The sequence below is a fragment of the Methanosaeta sp. UBA458 genome, assembly GCF_002496085.1.
GTDB classification, from domain to species: domain Archaea; phylum Halobacteriota; class Methanosarcinia; order Methanotrichales; family Methanotrichaceae; genus Methanothrix; species Methanothrix soehngenii.
The window spans coordinates 1-20,152 of record NZ_DAIK01000143.1 but is presented as its reverse complement, the minus strand read 5'-3'; the positions used below and the strand labels follow the sequence as shown (position 1 = coordinate 20,152).

23 protein-coding genes and 1 tRNA gene are annotated in these 20,152 nt (G+C 49.8%); 13 read left to right on the top strand and 11 right to left on the bottom strand.

The window, feature by feature from the left end; all coding sequences use genetic code 11:
* Positions 1-184 precede the first annotated feature (184 nt).
* Genes BP822_RS10815 through cobZ form a run of 4 tightly spaced genes read right to left on the bottom strand, consistent with a single transcriptional unit; the run spans position 185 to position 2,371 of the window.
* A complete protein-coding gene (locus BP822_RS10815) occupies positions 185-547 on the bottom strand; it encodes a hypothetical protein (protein ID WP_013719381.1) in 363 nt (120 codons plus the stop codon).
* Entirely contained in the window at positions 544-1,131 is a 588-nt protein-coding gene (locus BP822_RS10810; protein WP_013719382.1) for an NTP transferase domain-containing protein, read from the bottom strand. Before BP822_RS10810 ends, BP822_RS10815 begins: the two co-directional genes overlap by 4 nt.
* Positions 1,131-1,895, bottom strand: a complete 765-nt coding sequence (gene cobS, locus BP822_RS10805) for an adenosylcobinamide-GDP ribazoletransferase (protein WP_286878277.1) — start codon at positions 1,893-1,895, stop codon at positions 1,131-1,133. Before cobS ends, BP822_RS10810 begins: the two co-directional genes overlap by 1 nt.
* The gene (gene cobZ, locus BP822_RS10800; RefSeq protein ID WP_052297539.1) at positions 1,892-2,371 is read right to left on the bottom strand and encodes an alpha-ribazole phosphatase CobZ; all 480 of its coding nucleotides are present in this window, start codon (positions 2,369-2,371) and stop codon (positions 1,892-1,894) included. Before cobZ ends, cobS begins: the two co-directional genes overlap by 4 nt.
* A gap of 95 nt (positions 2,372-2,466) precedes the next feature.
* On the opposite strand from cobZ, the gene BP822_RS10795 reads away from it, so the two are divergent.
* The 4 genes from BP822_RS10795 to BP822_RS10780 all read left to right on the top strand — a co-directional run bounded on the left by BP822_RS10795 (position 2,467) and on the right by BP822_RS10780 (position 3,747).
* Positions 2,467-2,817 carry an MJ1244 family protein gene (locus BP822_RS10795; protein ID WP_013719385.1) on the top strand — a complete coding sequence of 117 codons (351 nt, stop codon included), beginning with the start codon at positions 2,467-2,469 and terminating at the stop codon, positions 2,815-2,817.
* A complete protein-coding gene (locus BP822_RS10790; protein WP_013719386.1) occupies positions 2,801-3,028 on the top strand; it encodes a NifU family protein in 228 nt (75 codons plus the stop codon). The genes BP822_RS10795 and BP822_RS10790 overlap by 17 nt, the downstream gene beginning before the upstream one ends.
* Positions 3,029-3,111: 83 nt before the next feature.
* Positions 3,112-3,336 (top strand): LSM domain-containing protein, encoded by a 225-nt coding sequence (locus BP822_RS10785; protein ID WP_048132106.1) that lies wholly within the window; start codon positions 3,112-3,114, stop codon positions 3,334-3,336.
* A 9-nt stretch (positions 3,337-3,345) separates the two neighbouring features.
* Positions 3,346-3,747, top strand: a complete 402-nt coding sequence (locus tag BP822_RS10780; protein WP_013719388.1) for a helix-turn-helix transcriptional regulator — start codon at positions 3,346-3,348, stop codon at positions 3,745-3,747.
* Between the two features lie 89 nt (positions 3,748-3,836).
* Here BP822_RS10780 and yciH read toward each other — a convergent pair whose 3' ends face one another.
* The 3 genes from yciH to BP822_RS10765 form a co-directional block, all read right to left on the bottom strand.
* Positions 3,837-4,145: a stress response translation initiation inhibitor YciH gene (gene yciH / locus BP822_RS10775; protein WP_013719389.1), complete on the bottom strand. Its 309-nt coding sequence runs from the start codon at positions 4,143-4,145 to the stop codon at positions 3,837-3,839.
* A gap of 69 nt (positions 4,146-4,214) precedes the next feature.
* A complete protein-coding gene (locus tag BP822_RS10770; RefSeq protein WP_013719390.1) occupies positions 4,215-6,575 on the bottom strand; it encodes a vWA domain-containing protein in 2,361 nt (786 codons plus the stop codon).
* On the bottom strand, positions 6,572-8,314 hold the full coding sequence (locus tag BP822_RS10765) for a BatA domain-containing protein (RefSeq protein WP_273278119.1): 1,743 nt from the start codon (positions 8,312-8,314) through the stop codon (positions 6,572-6,574). Before BP822_RS10765 ends, BP822_RS10770 begins: the two co-directional genes overlap by 4 nt.
* A 104-nt stretch (positions 8,315-8,418) precedes the next feature.
* Between BP822_RS10765 and BP822_RS10760 the strand changes: the two genes are divergently transcribed.
* The 8 genes from BP822_RS10760 to BP822_RS10725 all read left to right on the top strand — a co-directional run bounded on the left by BP822_RS10760 (position 8,419) and on the right by BP822_RS10725 (position 13,934).
* Positions 8,419-8,880 carry a (Fe-S)-binding protein gene (locus BP822_RS10760; RefSeq protein ID WP_013719392.1) on the top strand — a complete coding sequence of 154 codons (462 nt, stop codon included), beginning with the start codon at positions 8,419-8,421 and terminating at the stop codon, positions 8,878-8,880.
* A gap of 10 nt (positions 8,881-8,890) precedes the next feature.
* Positions 8,891-10,129 carry a formylmethanofuran dehydrogenase subunit B gene (locus tag BP822_RS10755; protein WP_273278120.1) on the top strand — a complete coding sequence of 413 codons (1,239 nt, stop codon included), beginning with the start codon at positions 8,891-8,893 and terminating at the stop codon, positions 10,127-10,129.
* Positions 10,130-10,516 carry a molybdopterin dinucleotide binding domain-containing protein gene (locus BP822_RS10750; RefSeq protein WP_286878276.1) on the top strand — a complete coding sequence of 129 codons (387 nt, stop codon included), beginning with the start codon at positions 10,130-10,132 and terminating at the stop codon, positions 10,514-10,516.
* Between the two features lie 30 nt (positions 10,517-10,546).
* A complete protein-coding gene (gene argF / locus BP822_RS10745; protein WP_286878275.1) occupies positions 10,547-11,461 on the top strand; it encodes an ornithine carbamoyltransferase in 915 nt (304 codons plus the stop codon).
* A gap of 8 nt (positions 11,462-11,469) precedes the next feature.
* On the top strand, positions 11,470-11,889 hold the full coding sequence (locus BP822_RS10740; RefSeq protein ID WP_349681853.1) for a nucleotidyltransferase domain-containing protein: 420 nt from the start codon (positions 11,470-11,472) through the stop codon (positions 11,887-11,889).
* A gap of 75 nt (positions 11,890-11,964) precedes the next feature.
* A tRNA-Leu gene (locus tag BP822_RS10735) sits at positions 11,965-12,047 on the top strand.
* A gap of 125 nt (positions 12,048-12,172) precedes the next feature.
* Entirely contained in the window at positions 12,173-13,525 is a 1,353-nt protein-coding gene (locus BP822_RS10730) for a hypothetical protein (RefSeq protein ID WP_273278124.1), read from the top strand.
* A complete protein-coding gene (locus tag BP822_RS10725) occupies positions 13,503-13,934 on the top strand; it encodes an ASCH domain-containing protein (protein WP_273278125.1) in 432 nt (143 codons plus the stop codon). Before BP822_RS10730 ends, BP822_RS10725 begins: the two co-directional genes overlap by 23 nt.
* 116 nt (positions 13,935-14,050) lie before the next feature.
* Here BP822_RS10725 and BP822_RS10720 read toward each other — a convergent pair whose 3' ends face one another.
* The 3 genes from BP822_RS10720 to BP822_RS10710 are packed head-to-tail and all read right to left on the bottom strand — an operon-like array spanning position 14,051 to position 18,248.
* Positions 14,051-14,869: a DNA adenine methylase gene (locus tag BP822_RS10720; RefSeq protein WP_273278126.1), complete on the bottom strand. Its 819-nt coding sequence runs from the start codon at positions 14,867-14,869 to the stop codon at positions 14,051-14,053.
* Between the two features lies 1 nt (position 14,870).
* On the bottom strand, positions 14,871-16,175 hold the full coding sequence (locus tag BP822_RS10715; RefSeq protein WP_273278128.1) for a hypothetical protein: 1,305 nt from the start codon (positions 16,173-16,175) through the stop codon (positions 14,871-14,873).
* Positions 16,176-16,187: 12 nt separating this feature from the next.
* Entirely contained in the window at positions 16,188-18,248 is a 2,061-nt protein-coding gene (locus tag BP822_RS10710) for a helicase HerA domain-containing protein (RefSeq protein WP_273278129.1), read from the bottom strand.
* A gap of 240 nt (positions 18,249-18,488) precedes the next feature.
* Between BP822_RS10710 and BP822_RS10705 the strand changes: the two genes are divergently transcribed.
* Positions 18,489-19,241, top strand: coding sequence for a hypothetical protein (locus BP822_RS10705; RefSeq protein ID WP_273278130.1), 753 nt, complete (start codon positions 18,489-18,491; stop codon positions 19,239-19,241).
* A 499-nt stretch (positions 19,242-19,740) separates the two neighbouring features.
* On the opposite strand, the gene BP822_RS10700 is transcribed toward BP822_RS10705, so the two are convergent.
* On the bottom strand, positions 19,741-20,152 hold a 412-nt coding region (locus BP822_RS10700), incomplete at its 5' end, for an isochorismatase family protein (protein WP_286878274.1).

Here is a 20,152-nt window from a genome sequence, read left to right as displayed (position 1 = left end):
GCCGGAATTAAGGCCTCGGGGCCCTTAAGGTCAGGAAGGGCTTCTTGGGCAGGTGGTCCTCTCCCCGGAAATCAGATTTTTTTGCTCCTGTGTGTTATATGAAAGGAAGGTCAGCTTCTCCGGCCTAAAGACCGGAGTTCCCTTGCGCCATAGATATGGAATGGTCCATGGGCACAGGCATCGTCTACTCCATATCGCCTTCTTCCACTGCCTCCCTGGGGGCAAGCATCAGATCGTTGAACAGCAGGATCTCAATCACCTGGGCAACATAACGCCTCTGCTGGAATCTCTGGATATCCTGGTTCATCTTCAGCTCGGCATCGACCTGCACTCGGATCAGGCTAAGCCTCATATCCCTCTGCTCATCCTCCTTGATGCAGAGGCTGCATATTTCTTTGAGCAGCCAGGGAAGCCTCAATGGGTTGCGCAATGCTCGGGCCACGAGGAGAATATAGCCCTTCGGCTCTTTTACCTCATCCTCGCCGGTGAGCAACATCAGGTCTCCGAGAGAGAACTTCTCGCCGTTAATCGTTATGGTGTCATTCAAATAAAATCACCTTGCAGTATCCGCTCGCAGAGGCGGAGGTCCTCTGCCACATTCACATTCACTGCCAGCTCTATCCTCTCCATTATCAGATGATAATCCTCCTGCTCTCTCTCGATCTCTCCTCCGTCCAGCACATTGATCCCTGAGGGCACGATCAGCTGGCCCCGGTAGTTGAAGAGGGAGTCGGGCCTCCGGCCCAGACGGCGGTGCAGATCCAGTGGAGTGTGGGTGGAGAGGGCTGGCTCAGGACGTTCTTCATAGACCTCGATTATAGTATCGATGAGCTCGCTTGTGATCAGGGGCAGATCGGCCATGATGACCATTATGGGATCGGTAACCATTGCCTCATTCACCGCAGAGATCATGTCCGGGACAAAGCCCATCCCCGGAGTATCCACCACGGATAGGCTCCAATCCCGTGCCCAGGCCCGAGTGAGGGGCACATTCTCAGTGGTGGCGACGTAGATCTTCTCCACTGAGCTATCCTCCAGGGCCAGGGCTACATACTCAATCAACCTCCTGCCGAAGATCGTCACCATGGGCTTCTCTCCCCTATTCAGACGGGAGCCCCTTCCTCCAGCCATCACCAGAGCGTCCAGGGCAGAACACCTCCTAACGCCAGGGCGGCAGCGAGAGCAGTCACCCGGGCAATCTCATTTGTCGCTCCAATGCCGTCACCAGTCGCTCCGCCGAAGTTTCTCTTCGAGACCCATACCAGGTAAAGTGCGGCCAGCTGGGCTGCAGCCAGGATCGCCAGTCCGAGAGCTCCAAGGGCGAGTGAGCAGATGACCGCCGATATCACCAGGCCCAGTAGGAATTGGCCCTTATCCGTCCTCTGAATCATTATCTGCCCAAATCCCTTCTGCAGGGAGCTGGAGAAGGCAGCAAAGGATATCATAGCCTCTTTGGCACTGACCTCTGCGGTGAGAAGTGCCAGGAGCAAGAGCCTTTCCGGCAGGCTGGACAGGACGGCAAATGTCGCCAGGATTAAAACGACGATATACAGTCCTCCTCCGGTTCCCATGTATACGTCCTTCATCGCAGCGATCTTCTTCTCCCTTGTACCGTGAGCGATGACACCATCAGCAAAGTCTGCCAGGCCGTCGATGTGGTTTATGCCGCATAGCCAGTAGATAGCGACTATTACCACTACGGCAACCAGGCTCGCCGGAAATGCCTGCAGAGCGATGTAGGATACCGTTCCCAGGATCGCCCCCAAAACCAAGCCCACCAGGGGAAAGACATAGACATGGTCCATCAGGGCTTCCACACCCTCCATGGATATGCCTACCGGTATGGCGGATAGCCATCCGAAGCCGGATTTAAGGGCGAACAAGAGGCCTTTCAATTCCCGCTCCCCGGATTCGTTGCCGCTCTGGTGTACATGTTGGCTGAGACTCCGCCGATAAGCCCGGCCAGAGCATCATCCAGGAAGGGTCCCAGCCGGGAGAGTATTCCCGGTTTGGCCTTGTCGTAGCGCACATAATCGAACAGCCCCTTATATCCGCCCACGTACTTGGCTATGCTCAGGCCTATGACCTCGTCCGCGATGAGGCAGGTCAGATCGTTCTCATAGTCGGACGGTTTCAGGTTGGGAAGGTTGCGCCTTTCTCCCTCCACCTCCAGGAGGAGGGCGGCGTATATGAGCAGGGCCAGATTGGGGTCGGACAGAGCTAGGTTCATCTCCCGGCGGAATACGGCTTCTGCTCGCTCGCGCGTCTCCACTCCGGGATGGGGGAAGTATAGCTCCATTGCTGCAGATATGATCTCTTCCTCAGTGATTCCCCTGCTCTTCAGCACGTCTCTGATATCTCTGGATGGCATGGTAGGGAATGCATGGCCTGGGTAGGATAAAAGAATATCCCGGTATCGCGAAGTTTTATAAGGTCTTATGGCCGATATATAGGTGAGGAAACTCCATGAAGACCATGGTCAAGATTTTTGTAGATCACGAGCATCTCGTCAGAGTCATCAACAGCTTGACGGAGCTTGGAATCACCGGCTTTTATCTCATTGAGTATCAAGGAATGGCACCCACCAACTGGAAGAGCTTCCAGCTGAGCGAGGATCCCGATATGGCATTGAAGGCCATCCGAGATCATTCAGAGCCCGGAGTCATGGTCAATACCGTTGTAGGCCCAGATAAGTGTCAGCGGCTCATAAAAGAGCTCGAGGAAGCTTTAAAAGGGATAAGGTTTACCATAATCGGGCACCAGGTTAATTCCATAAAGGTTAAAGGAGACGATAATACTCATGCAAAACCTAAATGACGAGGTGGAGGCGGCCCTGGGAAAGATCCGGGAGGGCCTTCGCGTGGACGGCGGAGATGTTGAGCTCGTCGATATCAGTGATGGCATTGTGACCGTAAGGCTGCAGGGGCATTGTGCGGGCTGTCCATTCTCCCAGATGACCCTGAAGAACTTCATCGAGAAGGAGCTCGTGAAGAGCGTCGCTGGGATAAAAGGTGTGGTATCCGTCTAGATATGACGGGTATCGACCGCATCAATATAGACCAGTGAAACTGCATAAGGGTTATCCGTCGAAGTGGCCAAGGAGTCTGAAATATGTTCCCAACTAAGAAGGTACAGAGTCTGGTAGGTAGCAAGATTCAGGTAGAGATGAAGGGATCACCCCGATACGTGCTGGAGGGTGTTCTCAACAGCGTAGATGAGTACTTGAACCTGCACTTGCTGGAGACCGTGGAGCTGATCGGGGGCGAGAAGACTCGCTCTTTGGGATCGGTCATCCTGCGCGGCAATAACATCATTCTAATCAGCCCAGTGGAGTGAGTGTCGGGGATGTCTGTCGAGGAAGCATTAGATTACATTAAATCGCATCCTGAGGGAGCCCTGCAAAGCGATCTATGGAAGGCTCTGAAGATCGATTCCAGAAAATGCTCTCGCATAGTGGCCAAGCTGCTCAAAGATCGCCATATTACCCGAGAGGTGGAGTCGGTCGACGGCATCAGGACTTATAGGCTCTTTTGCGTCAGCAGGACTAGCGGCAGACGTTTCGATCCTCTTATGGCTCTGGATGCCTTTGAGCCCTGCGCCGGCTGCATAGAGGAATGCATTCCCGAGCATTGCGCCAGCCTGAGCGAGTGGATATTCTCAATTGTTATGAGCTCAGACGAGGTGGCTCCTTCCAATGCAATTCAAGAGGAGGGGGGCAGCCAGGCATTGCGCTCTCCCTCATCATAATCAATCCTTTTTTAAGAAAAGAAAATGAGCAAAGAAAATACGTAAGTTAGGATCTGCCTGCCCATCGATAAAAACCTGCGAAATGGGATTCAGGTGCTTATCTGGTCTGCGCCGAATCCCTTCTTGACCAGGATATCCTTGATCCTTTGTATATGATTGCCTTGAAGCTCGATCAGACTGTCCTTTACCGTCCCGCCGCAGGCCAGCTTGGATTTCAGGTGAGTGCACAGCTCCTGCAGATCGATCTCATGAGGATCAATGCCCTGGATAACTGTCACCTCTTTTCCATATCTACGCTTCTGAACTTTGACTACGATCCTTTGCTGCTCCTTGGCAACCTCCTCGCAGATGCATAGCTCCTGTGGAAGGCCGCAGACGGCACACATTTGAGAACTCATTTGGTGGCAGTTACCTCCATAATATATCTCACTACAGGCTGATTATGCTATTAAAATCTGATGGTGACCTCACGGCTTTGTCCGCCCCTGCCTTCGTATGTCATTGATCTTTCTTGATACAATCTCCAACAGGAATATCAAGAGGGCGATGATGAGCAGAGCGTCCCTTCTGGATACCCTCTCTTCTGTCATCCTCTGGCTGACCCGAGATGCTTCTGCAATCAGGCTCCTCCCCGCTTCCTCCTCGGTGAAGACCTTGCCTCCATTGGCCATGATCAGGCTGGGAAGATCTGGATTGTATCCGATGTATCTGTACTCCAGGGGGTAGTTGACAGCAACTCCGTAGTCTCCTATATAGTAGATGCCGCTGCTGTTGGGAGTAAACGTCGCCGTGTATCTATTGTCCCCTATCTTTTCCACGTTCGCCCCGGGCAGGCTGGGCCGGGAGTTGCTGGCAATGGTGATCTGCAAGGGAGTGTTCTGCCATCCATCCTCTCCCTCCACTCTGTCTTCCTGCGGCCGGGGATCGCCCACCGCCCAGTTGACGACGGAGGATATCAGCTGAGAGCTGGGGCTGCGATATAGCAGACCGGCCCAGGAAATGCCGTTGTCTGTGGTCAGGGCCGCTACCCTCCCCAGGCCGTAACGCCAGACGGTGAGGACGGGCTTGCCATCGGTCAGTGCCACCAGCCTCAAAGAGCCGGGTTTGGGGGTGACATCATTGAAGCCAGTGATGGTGGCGTTCAGCTCCAGATCGGTGGTGATATAGTGGTTCTGGTTGACCACTGCCAGGTCGTAGCTAGTGATGTTCTTCTCCGGCGGCCTCGTCTCCTCGGGCAGAGGGGTGCTGATGGTGGTCAGAGAGTCGGGATAAACGAAATAGGTGAACTCCGAGCCCGTGCTGCTGGCGATATCCGGGAAGCTACCCGTCGCGCCAGGGATGGCCTGGACCTGAATCAGCCTGGTGGTGATGTTCATCTCCCGGATCAGCTCCTTGGATCGTACTACGACATCCCCATAGTTCTGGAGGTTTCCATCGGAGAGGACAATCATCTCCCCCTCGCCTCCGCTGGCCTGGATCATATCTCTGGCCAGCTCGAGGCCAGAGTCAAGATAGCTGTTTTCCGTTCCTGTGGGGGCAAGGGTAGCGATTCTGTCCGCGAGGACGTTCTGGCTCCGGGATAAGGGCACGGGATCGATCACATTATAGGCCCGGGTTCCAAAGACCACCAGTCCCACATTGTAATCCTGGAACTGGGGGGAATGCAACAGCTCCACCGCCAGGGCTTTCTCATAGTCTAGCAGGGTGGTCCCGTCCTTGGTGAGAGTGGACAGCAGGCTGAAGGAGATGTCCAGGACGAAGATGAGCGTCTTGCCTCCCTCAAAGCGGCTGGGAAAGGACTGCACAGGCAGGAACCTCTCCAGAGTCGAGTTGCGGTATTCTCCCAGGTCGTAGGAATTCTTGCCTCCCACTACCACCAGGCCGCCACCCTCGCGCACATAATCCTCCAGCCGGTCGAGGCTCGAGCTGTATTCGATATCATCAAGGATAATGGACTTATAGCTATCCAGGCTGGGGGGAAGCTCAGAGGCTGCAGTCAGCTTATAAAGATCATCCAGGTTCTGGGCCAGGGACGAGTCGCTTGAGGTGAGGAGGAGAACCTCCGGCTTGGGGACGACATATATCGACTTCTGGTAAACATCGTTTGCCGGCTGCATATCCGGGGCGATCACCGCTCTGAGGATATGGTTTCCCGTCTCCAGGAAGGAATGAGAGATCTTGATCGAGGCGCTCCCATTGGCCTGGATCTGGTCGCTGTAGATCTTTTTCTCATCGGCATAGACCGATAGGGGTCCGCTGTAGTCAAGGGAGCTTCTCACCATCACCCGGAAGGGGTAGTCCCCTCCCAGGACAGCGGTGTTTGGTCCTGATATCTCCACCCCGGCATCGCCTTTCACCGGATCGATGTCCAGGGCAAAGACAGTGCTATTCGAGCTCCTGGCCAGGGCGAGGGCATCTTCTAGCGATCGGCCGCTATTGCTGTAGCCATCCGTCACCAGGAGGATTGTGCTTCCTGGAAGGGCATGCTGGAGGATCCTGTCCCCCAGGGGAGTCGAGTCACCGGAGAATGTGCGCAAAGAAGCCCCGGTCAGATCGGCAACTCGTGCCGCCACATCGGGATCGAATACCGTCATCGATCCGGTCTTGTCATCCAGGACGGTGATGCTCGGCTTTTGCGATTGGACGACCTGGGTTTGAACAAAATAGGGGTTTGCAGCCGCTGCCAGTATCAAGCAGAAGATCAGCAGCCTGGAGAGGGCGAGGATCTTATTCCTGGCCCGAAGGTGGACGTAGACCAGCCCCAACAGGGCTAGGGGTGGCAGGGCCCAGAGAAGCTCCGGCCGAGCGAAATAGAGATCCTGGATCATGTCTCCCTCCTCCAGCGCATGATGGCCAGCTCCAGAATGATGGCCAGGGCGGCCAGGGCTATCACCCAGTGGGATAGATCCCTCTGTACAATGGTATTGCGAACCACTCCTAGAAATTCACCCTGCTCGAAATCTCGGCTGCGGAGGAGGGAGGACTCAGTGGGGTTGTACATGTTCGCCGCCACCGTTCGTCCCTGGAAGCGATAGATGCCCACCTCGTCCAGGGCAATAGTGCTGGCGATGAGGCTGATGCTGGGGGTTTGGATGGTGGATTGCTCGCCTGTGGCTATGATCTCCCCGGTCTTCCGGTTGGAGTCTTCTATATCCGGCACCCCCGTCATCCAGTTGATCATCTGATACCAGAATATGGGGTATTCGGGGCGCAGATAGAAGTCTGAGTCCATCTCCAGGCCGTCATAGATCACAATCCCCTCGCCCAGCCGCCAGTAGGCGAGGATGGGGACACCATTGGCTTCCACCATGGTGGTCGCGCCCCCGCGAGCAGCAGCGTTCGGGTAGCTGTAAATCCCGATCTCATCGAAGTGCAGGCCCTCGGCAAAACCAAAATTTCTCACCCAAAGCCTGGTGGGGCCGGGGAGCTTTCCCGTCACCCTCACCGGGAGATACTGGGGGCTCTCAAGATCGAAGGGGAGGTAGATCACCCGGCCGCCGTCGATGTAGCGGTTGAGCTCGCCGTCGGCCGAGGCGTTCCTTGCCAGGACGATCAGATCGAAGTCCGAGTACCTGCCTGAGGTTAAAACATTTACATTGGGCAGGGACTGGAGGGCTTTTAGGGCTGGCCCGGCCTCGCCCAGATAAAGAACGTCCCTCTTAGCCTGGTCTGGCACATAGACATAAGCCCGGTTGTCCCAGGAGATGGCGTCCTCAATGTCCAGAGAGATCTCATTCACCCCGGGATAGGCGGTGAAGGATAGGTAGTAGTCGCCGTCCTGGGGGATTGCAGCTGCCTGGCTGGTCTTGCCGCCCGGGCCGGTGATGGTAATGGGTATGGTTCTTGTCGGGCCGTAGTTGTGAATCAGAGCAGTATGGTTTACGTATCCCGTTCCCGGCACATTCCAGCCCTCTGTCAGGGCCAGGTTGTTCCCTCCCTGGTATGAGTCGGCAAAGACTATTCCCACCCGGCCGCCGGCCTCGATGAGATTGCGGGTGACATCGGGATCGTCTCCCGTCCAGCTGATGAAATCCGAGACCAGAAGAATATCCCCCCCGGTGCTGCCCAGGAGTATGCTGGCCTGGGTCAGTGCGCTGGAGAGGTCTGCTGAGACTGCAGCCGGCTTAAATTGTGGGAGTTGATCTCGGGCCTCAGCTGGACTGCCCTCGGTGAGGACCGTTTGTGGAACGTTTTTTGCTAAGATGATGCTGATTCTCTCATAGCGGTCGAGGTATGAACGGATGATGTTCTGGGCGGGGGAGAATGAGGACTGCATGCTCGCAGAGCCGTCCAGGACTACTACCAGATGGCTGCTTGCCGGCCCCTGTTCGTTGGTGTAGGGCCCGGCTGCGGCGAGGGAGAGAGAGCAGATGGCCAAGAGCTGCACCCAGAAGAGGGGATCGCTTATCAGACGGCTGAGGACGGCGGTGCGCTTCGCCTCCCCCTCTCGCAAGAACTGGATGGAGGAGAAGCGGATCTCCTTTGGCTGGGGCCGGATGAGGTAGATTATTACCAGGGGTATTATGCCAAGGAGGCCCAAAAGGGCAATGGGATTGCTGAAGGGCATTGAAAAGACAATTCCTGAAGAAGTATGAAAAGCTTTGCGCAGGCAATAAATATGATCGAGATTGATGTTACTGCTGTATCCTTCCCAAACTGAGGTATCTGGTTATGGTAAGCGCCATGGAGATTTATATGCTATTGCCCAAGACCAACTGCAAGAAGTGCGGGCTTCCCACCTGCATGGCTTTTGCCGTGGGCCTCTTGGGCCGGGAGAAGAAGCTGGAGGAGTGCACTCCTCTATTCGAAGAGAAGAAATATGAGGCGAAGCTCGCCAAGCTGAAGGAGATCGTGGCTCCACTGGAGAGCGCCTCAGAGACCGGCCTTGTCATTCATCCGGAGAAGTGTTTTGGCTGCGGCAACTGCGTGATCGCCTGTCCGGTGAATGTGGCGGCCGAGCCCACCAGGGTCGGCGCTGGCCTCGGTCCGGAGGGGGATCGTGTCATCCTCCGGGTGGAGGACGGGGTGGTAGTGGCCAATAACCTGCAAGAATGCAAGCGCTTCGGGCCGAATAAGATTCTGTGCAATGCCTGCACTGCGACCTGTCCGAGCAAGGCCATAGAGTTCGTCTGAGGTGATGCAGATGACAGAATTCAATTATAAGACCTGTACAGGCTGCTCGCTCATATGCGAGGACATACTTTTTCCGGACGCTGGCTCTGGGTCTGTCTCCCAGGCCAGGAACCTCTGCCGCAAAGGCCAGGCCCACTATCAGGCCCTATTCAGCGAGAGGACGGGGCCTCTGGTGGAGGGCAGTGAGGTTTCTTTAGATCAGGCGATAGAAAGGGCGGCGGAGATTTTAAGGAACGCCAGCGCGCCCGTGATCTACGGCTGGTCCAACTGCACCCTGGAGGCGCAGGAGGTGGGGCTCGCCCTGGCGGCGAAGATCGGGGCGTTCGTTGATGATCCCTCCAGTTATTGCGAGGGGCAGCTCATGGAGAGGATCCTCTCCGGGAAGATTCCCAGTTGCACTCTGGATGATGTGCGCAACTTCGCTGATACCTCCATCTTCTGGGGTTCGGACCCATCCAGCACCCAGCCCAGGCATCTGTCCCGGTTCTCCTATTTCCCCCGAGGCGAGAAAAGGCAGAAGAGCTACGAGGAGGAGAGGACCTGTATCGTGGTGGATGTGAGGGAGTCGCCCACCGCCCGGCTTTGTCCCAACACCACCTACCGGGTCTTGCCGGGCGAGGATCTGCAGTTCCTGGAGGCGATCCTGGCGGTGCTGGAGGGGAAGATCCCCAAGTTCGGGGACAAGAAGAAGATGATTGAGCTTGGCTCCATAATCAAGAAGACCGAGTACGGGGTGATCTTCCCCGGTCCTCTTATGCTCGTCTCCCTGCAGGATCAGATGGATCGGTTCGAGGAACTCCTTCGCCGGCTGAATGAGATCACCACATTCAAGGTGGTTCCCATGACCGGCCAGTACAACTCCCGCGGATACAGCCAGCTATTGTTCGACCGGACAGGAAGGGTCAAAGGGGTCAAGTTCACTGCCTCCGGAGAGGCGGCGGAAGCCCCCAGCCTGGTGGAGGCGGTGAAGGGGGCGGATGCCATTTTGGTTCTGGGCTCTGATCCCCTGCTGGATCTGCCTCTTGGCCTGGCGAGGTCTTTTGCTGCTGCCCCCATCATCGCCATTGATCCCCGCCGGTCCCTGACCGCAGATGTTGCCCGGGTGGTGATCCCCTCTGCCATATCCGGTCTGGAGACCGGGGGCACGGCGCTGAGAACGGATGGGGTGCGGGTCACCTTCGAGCCCTCAATGAAGACCAACCAGCTTGCGGATGAACAGATTTTGACCAGGATCATGGAGGCGATTTAAATGGCAGTGGATGTGAAGGTTGTCACCTACCGGGATATCTTCCAGTACGGGGCGGAAAAGATGGGATTGCACTCGGAGGAGTATCTCCGGCTCAGTGCCAGCATCATCCTGGACAAGGGGGATATGGCCAGTCTGGGGATAGCAGAGGGGGGGAAGGTTCTGCTGGAAAACGAGCTGAACCGGATTGTGGTGAATGCCACAGCCTCTGCCGATAAGCCCCATCCGGGTCTGGCGTTCATGATAAAAAGTCCCTGGTCCAATCAGCTGGAGGGGGATGAGTCCTGCCCGGCCGGTGCTTCAGGGTTCAAAGGGATCCAGGCACAGGTATCCCCCAGCAGTGAGAGCATCACCCAGATGGATGAGATCCTGCAGAGGTTGCGTGCCTAGGGCAAGGGCCCCGGAAAGGAGGATTCTGACATGAATCTGATCTCCATTGCCGACCTCTCTGGAGAGGATATACTGCGGCTGATCCAGAGCGCGGAGGCCTTCCGGGCCAGGCGCGGCCGGCATGGCCAGCCGCTGGAGGGAAAGAGCCTGGCCATGATCTTCGAGAAGCCCTCCACCAGGACCCGGGTCAGCCTGGAGGTGGCAGCCTGGGAGCTGGGCGGCCATCCCCTATACCTATCGGCCAACGAATTGCAGCTGGGCCGGGGGGAGACCATAGCCGATACGGCCCGGGTGCTGTCCAGATATGTGCATGGCATCACCGCCCGGGTCCACTCTCACGGCACTGTGCTCCAGCTGGCGGAGAATGCCAGCGTCCCGGTGATCAATGCCCTGTCCGACTGGGAGCATCCGCTCCAGATATTGGCCGACCTCCAGACCATGAGCCAGAACTTCCAGGCTCTGGATGGCCTGCAGATCGGCTGGATTGGGGATGGGAACAATGTCTGCAACTCCTTGATTCTGGCCTCGGCCATCCTGAGGATGGAGATCACCGTGGCCTCCCCACCTGGGTATGGGCCAAAGGCCGAGATATTGGAAGAGGCCCGCGCCCTGGGCGGAAGCCCGCAGGTTGTCGAGGAGCCGGAGGAGGCGGCCGGAGGAGCGGACGTTTTGGTCACCGACACCTGGGTCTCCATGGGGGATGAGGCGGAGGAGGCAGAGCGGCTGAGGGTATTCGGCCGGTATCAGATCAATTCCCAGCTTATGGACCTGGCAGGGGAGGAGGCCATTGCCCTGCACTGTCTGCCTGCCCACCGGGGTCAGGAGATCACCGATGAGGTGATGGACGGCCCCAGGTCCCGGGTATTCGATGAGGCGGAGAACAGGATGCACACCAGCAAAGCGGTGATGGCCTGGCTGATGGGCGAGAAGCAGTGCGAGAAGTGATCTTTTAGCTGCAGTTTCTGGCAGAGCCCTCCTGGGAGAAGAGGGTTTTAGGAGTGCTGCTCTACGGCTCCTGGGCGCGGGGCGATGCCGGGCCGGATAGCGACATAGACCTCTGCCTGGTGGCCCCGGAGGCAGAGGATAGGGCAGGGCTGTGGAGGGAGTTTGTATCCCATCTTCGTTCTGAGAAGTACGACCTGAGAATCTTCGAGATCCTGCCGCTGCATATCAAGATGGCTGTGATAGAAGAGGGTTCGGTTCTCTGGTCGCGGGATGTTCTGGAGCTTTATGAGTACTTTTATCCCTTCCGGCGGGAGTGGGATGATCAGAAGCACAGGCACGATCTCACAGCCGGGGAGATGAGAGAGCTGATAGCGGCGGCCAGGAGGGCGCGGGCGGGTGGCGGGCCTGAAGGGATGGTAGAGACCTGAAGGTATCGCAAAGTTCTAGTAGAGCTGAGTTCTTTAGTGTGGCCGAGCCCCGAAAAGGGGTGCATGTCGAAGAACGCGGGGGTTGCCAAGTGGTTAAAGGCGCAGGGCTTAGGACCCTGTCACGAAGGTGTTCGCGGGTTCGACTCCCGTCCTCCGCATTTATTAATTATTATTTATTACCTTCACTCTATGGATCGGCTATTTGTAGGCATAAATTGTCTAGTAAACTATAGCGCTTAATCGCAAATAATATTATGTTTGCAGGATAATAAAGGAGATCTCAATGAAGCTTCTACTGGATTCTTATGTCTTCGAAGAGGTGAAGCGGGATAAAGTCCTCTCGGAAAACTTAGAAGATCTCAGAAATACCTTAAAAGAGGCAAGTATTGAACTTGATAGTCGACCATTATCGAAGGCTGACCTGAAAAAATTAGCAGATTTATTTGATTTTATCATAACAGAAAATAGAGATATTCATAAAATATCAAATGAATTAGGTATTAGCGATAAAATACTTCTGCTAGATGAAGCATTGCAGATTTTTAAGGTATATTTAACCAGAGATCGTATAATTATACCACCCGCCTTGAAAAGTGAGCCAGTCAGCAATCTAGATTACTCAGATCCAATATTTGATAGCCTAAAAGAAGAATACAATCCAGAATTTGAAAGATGGTTCAAGAAAATATCCGATGAGGGAAGAAATAGCTGGGTATATTATAGAAAGGACGGAAGCATCGGTGCTCTGCTTATATACAAATTCGAGGACGAGTCTATCGATAATTCGAAACCGCCTCTCCCCAAGAAAAAACGGTTAAAAATTGCCACACTAAAAGTAACTCATATCGGCTATAAAATCGGAGAGCTATTCATCAAGATGGCGGTAGACCTCTCGGTTCGAAATGGCATAAATGAGATCTATTTAACCCATTTCACAAAACCGCCAGATCGATTGGTCGAATTGATCTCAGAATATGGATTCAATAAGATCGCTATAAAAGATAATGGAGAGGATATATTCGTAAAGAGGTTGATTGCCAAAGGCTATGAAGGACTTAAATATTGTTCTCCGATCGAGATCTCAAGAATATTTTATCCCAGCTTTTATGATGGCGATGATGTTAAAAAATTCGTTTTGCCCATTCTGCCAGCCTATCATGACAGACTGTTCACAGATTTCCCCTGCAGGCAGACCACATTGTTCGAGCATTCTGGCGAGTTCATTGTTGAAGGAAATACAATAAAGAAGGCATATCTATCCCATTCGAATATTAAACGAATAGGTCCAGGCGATCTGATACTATTCTATCGATCTGAAGATCTTCAAGCGATAACCTCAGTCGGTGTAGTGGAGTCGATACATGTCGGCATTAGCGATGCAGAAAGGATACTCCAACTTGCCGCAAAGAGAACAGTTTTTTCTCGAATGGAAATAGATAAACTCGTCGAAGAAGGCCCTGTATCTGTTTTTCTTTTCAGGCATCACATTCATTTTACAAAGCCATTAGGATTAGAAGAGCTAATAGGCAACGGCATACTCAAGGCGGCCCCACAATCGGCCGTGGAGCTATCTACAGAAAGATACATCAAAATAAGGGAAATGGGTGGGATCGATGGACGTTTTACTATCCATTAAGCCAAAGTTTGCGGAGTCCATCATCAATGGGAGAAAAAAATACGAATTTCGCAAGAATGCATTCTCCAAGAGAAATATAGGTAGAGTGTATATTTATTCCACCAATCCAATTAAAAAAATAGTTGGAATCTTTAGGATAAGTAAGATAATCGAGGATAAACCAATCAATTTATGGCGTCAGCTGAAGGATGATGCTGGGGTCTCTGAAGAAGAGTTTTTTGATTATTTTAGAAACAGAGAGATTGGATTCGCCCTGGAGATTGTAGAAGTAGAACAATTTGAAAATCCTGTGGATCCAAAGATCATGTTTCCGAATTTTGTCCCGCCTCAATCCTTTTGTTACATAAATTTTTCCTTTATGCCTCCGGAACTTGAACGAAGTAAGGATCAATTTCTCGGAAATGTTTAGGGCTAATCGCACAACGTTGGACCGCTTAATTTGCAGTCCCTTATCAAGTTCTGTTTCGTAATCTTGATTGATCTATTCGGCTCAGTGAGCAGTCCTTTCACCAGAAAGCCAATATCCTATTTCATGTCATCAGGATCTAAAATAAATAGATATTCGTTTATTTCCCGGCGTGCCTCTGATTTTGGACTAACAAGACTTTTTCTGGCAAGAATTTTTGGCTGGAAAGGATTGTATAAGTCATGAAGACTAGGGCAACTCGCATTACTCACCAGAACATAAGCCCCTCTTTTACATGCTCTTAGACTCGCAGCAGCAAGACGTTCTTGATCATCCCATGAAAAGTTTCTTTCGTTGTAGCGGATAAATCCATTGCTATTGTGAGTCGCTGTGTATGTAGGATCGCAATATACTACATCTCTCTTTCCAGCTTGATCTATAATTTCCTCGAAATCAGAGGTCACCAAATCCATCCTTTGAAGAGCTTTCGATGCCAGTTTTACCAAATCTCTTGACCATAAAGGTTCAGGTGTACGTTTACCTCCACCAAATGGAACATTGAATTTTCCGTTTAGATTGAGGCGATAAATACCGCCAAATGCGGTTCGATTTAGATATAGAAATCGTATAGCTTTTTCGATTAATTCTGTAGGTTCATCTGCACGAATACTATAATATTTTTCTTTTGTAATTGGTATTTTCTTCAATGCATCCAAAATAACATCTGGATGTTCTCGCACTTGAATGTATACATTCATCAAATCATCATTTATATCGGATAGAGTACCTTTTTGCGGAAGCAATGAAAAGAAAACAGCACCTCCCCCCAAAAAGGGTTCGTAATATCTGTTACGGAGTCTGATTGAAATAATTTGTGCCAAATTTCCCGCAATCCATCGTTTTCCTCCGGGCCATTTTAAGAAAGGTTTTACGGACATTTTAGGAGAAGAAACGAGATGCGAATGAGTACAGAATGTCTCCCGAGGGCCGTTGAGATATCGATGCGTAAGCATTGGCTAAGACAATAGGAATTAAGGCATTTTCGTACTTATAACAGGTCATCTTCGCCAAAACAGTTAAGCTTTCTTTAAATCTATACAGATCCTCAAAGCTTGGTTCAAGCAGAAAGTCGCCTGTGGGAATATCGATTGGTACGACATGATGTGGACCTAACCTTGCTACTACTTTAGAACCATATTGTACGCGGTTGCGATACGTTGACGGATCAAATGTGTAGCCCCTAATATTTTCTATAATATATTTAACTGTCGGTGCAAAATAATCACCTGGTTCTGGCAGGTTCTCCTTAATTTCCTCAATGTGATTAACTAGCTCTCCATTTTTTTCTATTCCAACCAGATTTAGAGGTATTTCATTGTCGCGCAAATATTGAATTAATGCCCTTATTGAATCAGATAATCTATAAAGCCCTGCTCTGAGTAAAAGTGGTCCATCTTTTATGAATAATACTTGTCCGAGTTTATTTGGTTGTTGATACCAAATTCGCACAAAATGAAAGAGTGTGAGTGTTTCTAGAACATCTCTTAGCGCTGTTGCTGCTTCTTCACGTGCCCACTCTTCAGGACTATCCTCACCTATGCCAAGATAATCAGAGAGTGTATGAAGATGCTTGCATTTCAGACACCTAAAACTAAGTGCGGATTTTGGAATGTAAACAACTTCTCCGCAATTTCGGCAACAGAAATGAGGTGCCTCATTTAAGCCCATCTCATAATTAAGGTCCCATTCCCTGGAAACTAAAAATTTAAGTGTATTATAAAGTCCTGTGTAGTGCATTGTGCTATCAATAGTCTTTCGGATAGTATCCTTTATTGTTTCATTTGGGTGTCGGATTCCGGAGAGGGGAAGTATTGCGGGATTATTCCATACTTGCAGTTTAGAAGGTAAATCTCTCGGATCTATAATTGGACACTGTCTCATTTCCTCTATATCTTGAACACGCAAAAGCAAAGCGCAAACTGATATAAATGCAAGTCGTTTATGAGAACGTATCTCATTTGGAACCACTGATTCACCTCCATCGATGGCTATTATAAAATTAATATCATTATCTTTGTTAATATCTATATGACCCGTTCTAAATCCGATAGTCTCGATTGCAGTCGAGGTTGTGCTTTCAAATTCGCTGAGCATTCTCTGAATATGGGCATCTTGGATGAACTTCATATGGCCAATCTTAGATGCATGCTCTATTGGCAGTTGACCAGAACCAACATAGGACATTTTTATCGCCCTTCAGTTCCCAGCATTTTGCCTTGGCTCAAACTTACGAATCTGCACCGGCAAAGCGAACCTCTGTGAAAGAGTTATCATTCTGACATATCCCTTTGTGCGTGATCTTTGTACATCCAATGCGATGTCACGAAATTCGTATCTTCGTTCTAATTCATGGATCTCTCGATCATCATTCAAATGAGCTATAAAATAATTCTCGGTATTCTTGAGCAAATCAGGACTTAGTGTTGTCATTGATTGAGTTGCATAAACCATCCCAATAGCAAATTTAGCGCCTTCTTTAGCAAGTTTGTTGTAAACGCTATTCAGATCTTTGTCATCTTGCCTAAATAAATTATGCGCTTCTTCAAAATAGAACAATACGGAATGATCTCCAAGTTGATTATTTGCAAATCGATCCATTTGCCTATTGAGTATGGCTTTGCAAATGATTTCACTGTAATACTGTGCTATGGTTTGATCTGCATTGGACAAATCTAAGATAACAGTTCTATTGTTATCTGCGTCATCAACAATTTGTCTAATAATATTTATGCCACTTGGATCATGATACCTGGTGAATGGCATGAGATAGCGAGGGCCGGATATGCTCCGGTCTCCAATCATTCTTAGAACCATTTCCTCAAAGTTTTCTAAATAAGGCCTGGCACTTCTTGTACTTATCGGAAATAGGGTATTGTCTTCCCTTCTGTTCTGGTAAATTCTATATAATACTTCATAAATTCTTGTAGCAACATCCAGCTTTTGTCTTTCTGCTAGTCCTTCTTCCCCTTTTCGACTTTCCAAAATTGCTGATGCGCGAAGTGTTTCATTAGCGGCCAATTCCCTCTTTATTTCCCATCTCAAATTTAGATCTATGGAAAAATTATTTGGAGCAGTGAAGCCAGATTTATTTAGCAAAGCATAATATAAACTAAGAGCCCTGCAATACCGTGTTCTATCTCCTCTATCTGGGAACTGAGTATCTATTTCATCAGGATCAACAGAATTCCACAGAAAGAATGGCTCCAGATATCCAGGACGCCGGGGATGCAACGTATCAAATAGACTGGTTATAATAGAATGTCCAAGTTGCACATGTTGGAAAAAGTTGGTCCTCAGCATATTGGGTACCGGAACATTCTCTTCTTGTTCTTGTTTAATCTGACGTGGATTTAGACTAAATCGAGTACATCGATCTCTATGCATCAAATAAATGCTGGTTTGATCTTGCTCATTAAAATATGAATATTCCCCAGATGGATCAAATATAATTTGCCCAACATTGTTATTTGATTGCAATATAATATCCGCTATAACTTTTATTGTGTTTGATTTTCCCATTCTAGTTTTTCCAAAAAGGGCAGTTCGATTCTTTATGAAATCCTCTGGTGAAACTTGCACATCTATATCAGGCGTAACGCTAGAAGCTATGGTTTCAGTATATCTTAGTTGTCCAATTTTAACGGGCAATTTATCAGCGACAAATGAATTGATTAATGTCGATAAATGTTCATCAATTGGAACATAAACCTCATAAAAGTGAGGCGAAAAGAAGCTGTCAATATCATTTCCAAAGCCCAGTTTAAATAAAGGTACCTGATTTCCGGATTCATCAATAGTATCAATTACATCGTCATAGTAAGTTCCTAAGATGCTTCCTTTAAGAGCTGCCCATTGAAGTGCTTCATTTGTAATTGGATCAACTGGTGCTTGTAGCCTATGAATCTGGAAAATCGTCTGCTGTATTTCTTGCTTTATTGGTGTAGGAATAGCATCTGTAATACGGACTAGAATTAGTCGAGGTCTCATATTTGGATATGAAGCCTGAATCGCGGGACTTGGTTTTATAATAACTAATGAATTTCTTGGAACCCCACCACAGCGTTGCTTCCATGCATCACAGGTTACAATTTGGAGTTCATCATAAGACATATCAAGCAAAAAACCAAGAAGTCGATCGGTGGAGACGGTATAGTTATTGGCTAATCTTTCAATGGGCCCAATGCCAGAATCAGACCTTACTTCCTGAATTGCTTCATTATCCACAGCTTGCTCTATTGCATTTGGCCATTCTCCCATTCGATACTACCTCTAATAAGATAAGATGCATAGAGTCCTATATAAGACCATTTGTTGTCTAAGATTTTTTGCCAAATTTATTATTTTTACCAAATTTATTATAAATTTGTTAGATCGAAAAGGTTATATGCGAAAATTTATATTAGGCATATGTGAGATGCTGTGTTCCATGTGAAAGTATAAAAAAATAATAGACTTAATATCATATTATTGAGATTAGTTAAATCTGGTGCATAAAAAATGAGCCCCCCTAATTCTATCAAACATCCATTATCAAAAAGTGGGAAAGAAGATATAGGCAATACTGAGCCGGTATGCCCACAATGTGGCTGGTCCTTAGACAAGATGCCCTCCCGAAAGATGAAATGCCCAAGTTGCAGCGGATTCATCTATGTTAGAACACGACCATCAGATGGCCGGAAAGTGCTTGTAACCATGGCTCAGGCGGAATTAATCAAAGAACAATGGTCCGTCGAAAATGGAACTCACGATATATACCTTAAAAAAAAGCTGCTTTTTGAAGAAGAGAAGGCAACCATAGCAGCAAGATTTGGCTGTAAGCCTTCAGATAATGATGTAAAGTGGTCATTATTCAATAAACAGATAATAGAAAATGCAAGGAGGGGAGATTGGGGCCTTTACAGAAATACAAAGCTTAATATGGCAGAACTTTTAAGAATGGAGGGGCGTCTCAAGGATGCTTTAAATTTGTATTTAGAGATATGCTATATCGATCTAAATGGACCCCGTAATACAGGTGGATATAGCAATTTGGATATTCTAAGGAAATATCCTCTATTTTCCCCTGAACAGGCCTTCCTTGCACCGGGCGTATTAGTTCGAATAATCAGTTTAAAAAAGAAGCTCAAACTTGATTTATCTAAGACAAAAGAGTACTTCCTAAGCGCCGCGACGGTCCAACAAAATGCATTAAAACTATCCGTTTTGCCAGATGAAGCATGGGAAAAATTGAGCGTAGAATTATCAAAGTAATCCAATCTTAGTGGTATTAAGGCACGTATTAGCATGATTGATAGGATTTCACGCCCCCACAATTGTCTGGCAAATTTTTCATGCCCTATCGCACCCACAGCCCTCACACCCGCCCTGCCCTTTCCTCCAGCTTGCATCTTATGCCACCCGACCACAGATCACAAGCCCAAGGCCCACCTTCCCACCTACGCTCCTACGGCCCCCGATTGCCTGGCGTGCAGGCGCCCGCCCGCGCGCAGCCATGCGGGCAAGCTGGTGGTGGACCTGAGGCCTTTTGTGATCAAGGTTATATCTTCAGGGGCCTCCGGAGAGGGGATTTTCGGCCTGCTGCAGCATTTTCGGTATAGATCCCGAGCCCCCGTTTGCTCCCTCAGCAGATTCAACGGAAAAAATCAGGCCAATAGATTATACGGCAAATGCCCTGGATTTCTAAAGTGCTCCTGTTAACTGCAAATGAACTACCAGATAAATGAAGGGCTAGAAAAAAGGCGACATTATTTTAGTCCCCATTTCTTAATTCAGATCTGGCCAGAAGATCTGCGCTGTATATCACTTTTATGCCTGCATCTCTTATCTTGGCCATTGTTTCTTCCAACTGGTCGGGATACGCAGGTTTGGTCGCATCAAGAACGATGTAAGTATCAAAACCCAGGGCTATTGCGCTTACGGCGGTTTCGTAGACACATACATCAAGGACAAAGCCCGTGATATAGACCCTCCTGATATTATCGGCTCTGAGCATGGCCTCTAGGTGCGAATTTTCGAACACACTATAAGCATCATCATCTCTTTCCACGCCTTTGTGGATTATCGTCCGGATATTCCTTTGGTCTAATGAGAAATGGAATTCTGCACCAATCGTGCCGGCGATGCAGTGCATCGGCCATTTAGTGGACTGCACCCCTGATAAT

Coding starts and splice junctions, on each gene's coding strand:
- BP822_RS10795 (WP_013719385.1), top strand. CDS start 2,467: ATGAAGACCATGGTCAAGATTTTTGTAGATCACGAGCATCTCGTCAGA.
- cobZ (WP_052297539.1), bottom strand. CDS start 2,371: ATGCCATCCAGAGATATCAGAGACGTGCTGAAGAGCAGGGGAATCACT.
- BP822_RS10765 (WP_273278119.1), bottom strand. CDS start 8,314: ATGCCCTTCAGCAATCCCATTGCCCTTTTGGGCCTCCTTGGCATAATA.
- BP822_RS10725 (WP_273278125.1), top strand. CDS start 13,503: ATGGACGTTTTACTATCCATTAAGCCAAAGTTTGCGGAGTCCATCATC.
- yciH (WP_013719389.1), bottom strand. CDS start 4,145: ATGAGTTCTCAAATGTGTGCCGTCTGCGGCCTTCCACAGGAGCTATGC.
- BP822_RS10715 (WP_273278128.1), bottom strand. CDS start 16,175: ATGTCCTATGTTGGTTCTGGTCAACTGCCAATAGAGCATGCATCTAAG.
- BP822_RS10785 (WP_048132106.1), top strand. CDS start 3,112: ATGTTCCCAACTAAGAAGGTACAGAGTCTGGTAGGTAGCAAGATTCAG.
- BP822_RS10755 (WP_273278120.1), top strand. CDS start 8,891: ATGACAGAATTCAATTATAAGACCTGTACAGGCTGCTCGCTCATATGC.
- BP822_RS10770 (WP_013719390.1), bottom strand. CDS start 6,575: ATGATCCAGGATCTCTATTTCGCTCGGCCGGAGCTTCTCTGGGCCCTG.
- argF (WP_286878275.1), top strand. CDS start 10,547: ATGAATCTGATCTCCATTGCCGACCTCTCTGGAGAGGATATACTGCGG.
- BP822_RS10720 (WP_273278126.1), bottom strand. CDS start 14,869: ATGTCCGTAAAACCTTTCTTAAAATGGCCCGGAGGAAAACGATGGATT.
- BP822_RS10810 (WP_013719382.1), bottom strand. CDS start 1,131: ATGGCTGGAGGAAGGGGCTCCCGTCTGAATAGGGGAGAGAAGCCCATG.
- BP822_RS10705 (WP_273278130.1), top strand. CDS start 18,489: ATGAGCCCCCCTAATTCTATCAAACATCCATTATCAAAAAGTGGGAAA.
- BP822_RS10780 (WP_013719388.1), top strand. CDS start 3,346: ATGTCTGTCGAGGAAGCATTAGATTACATTAAATCGCATCCTGAGGGA.
- BP822_RS10790 (WP_013719386.1), top strand. CDS start 2,801: ATGCAAAACCTAAATGACGAGGTGGAGGCGGCCCTGGGAAAGATCCGG.
- BP822_RS10750 (WP_286878276.1), top strand. CDS start 10,130: ATGGCAGTGGATGTGAAGGTTGTCACCTACCGGGATATCTTCCAGTAC.
- BP822_RS10730 (WP_273278124.1), top strand. CDS start 12,173: ATGAAGCTTCTACTGGATTCTTATGTCTTCGAAGAGGTGAAGCGGGAT.
- BP822_RS10760 (WP_013719392.1), top strand. CDS start 8,419: ATGGTAAGCGCCATGGAGATTTATATGCTATTGCCCAAGACCAACTGC.
- BP822_RS10710 (WP_273278129.1), bottom strand. CDS start 18,248: ATGGGAGAATGGCCAAATGCAATAGAGCAAGCTGTGGATAATGAAGCA.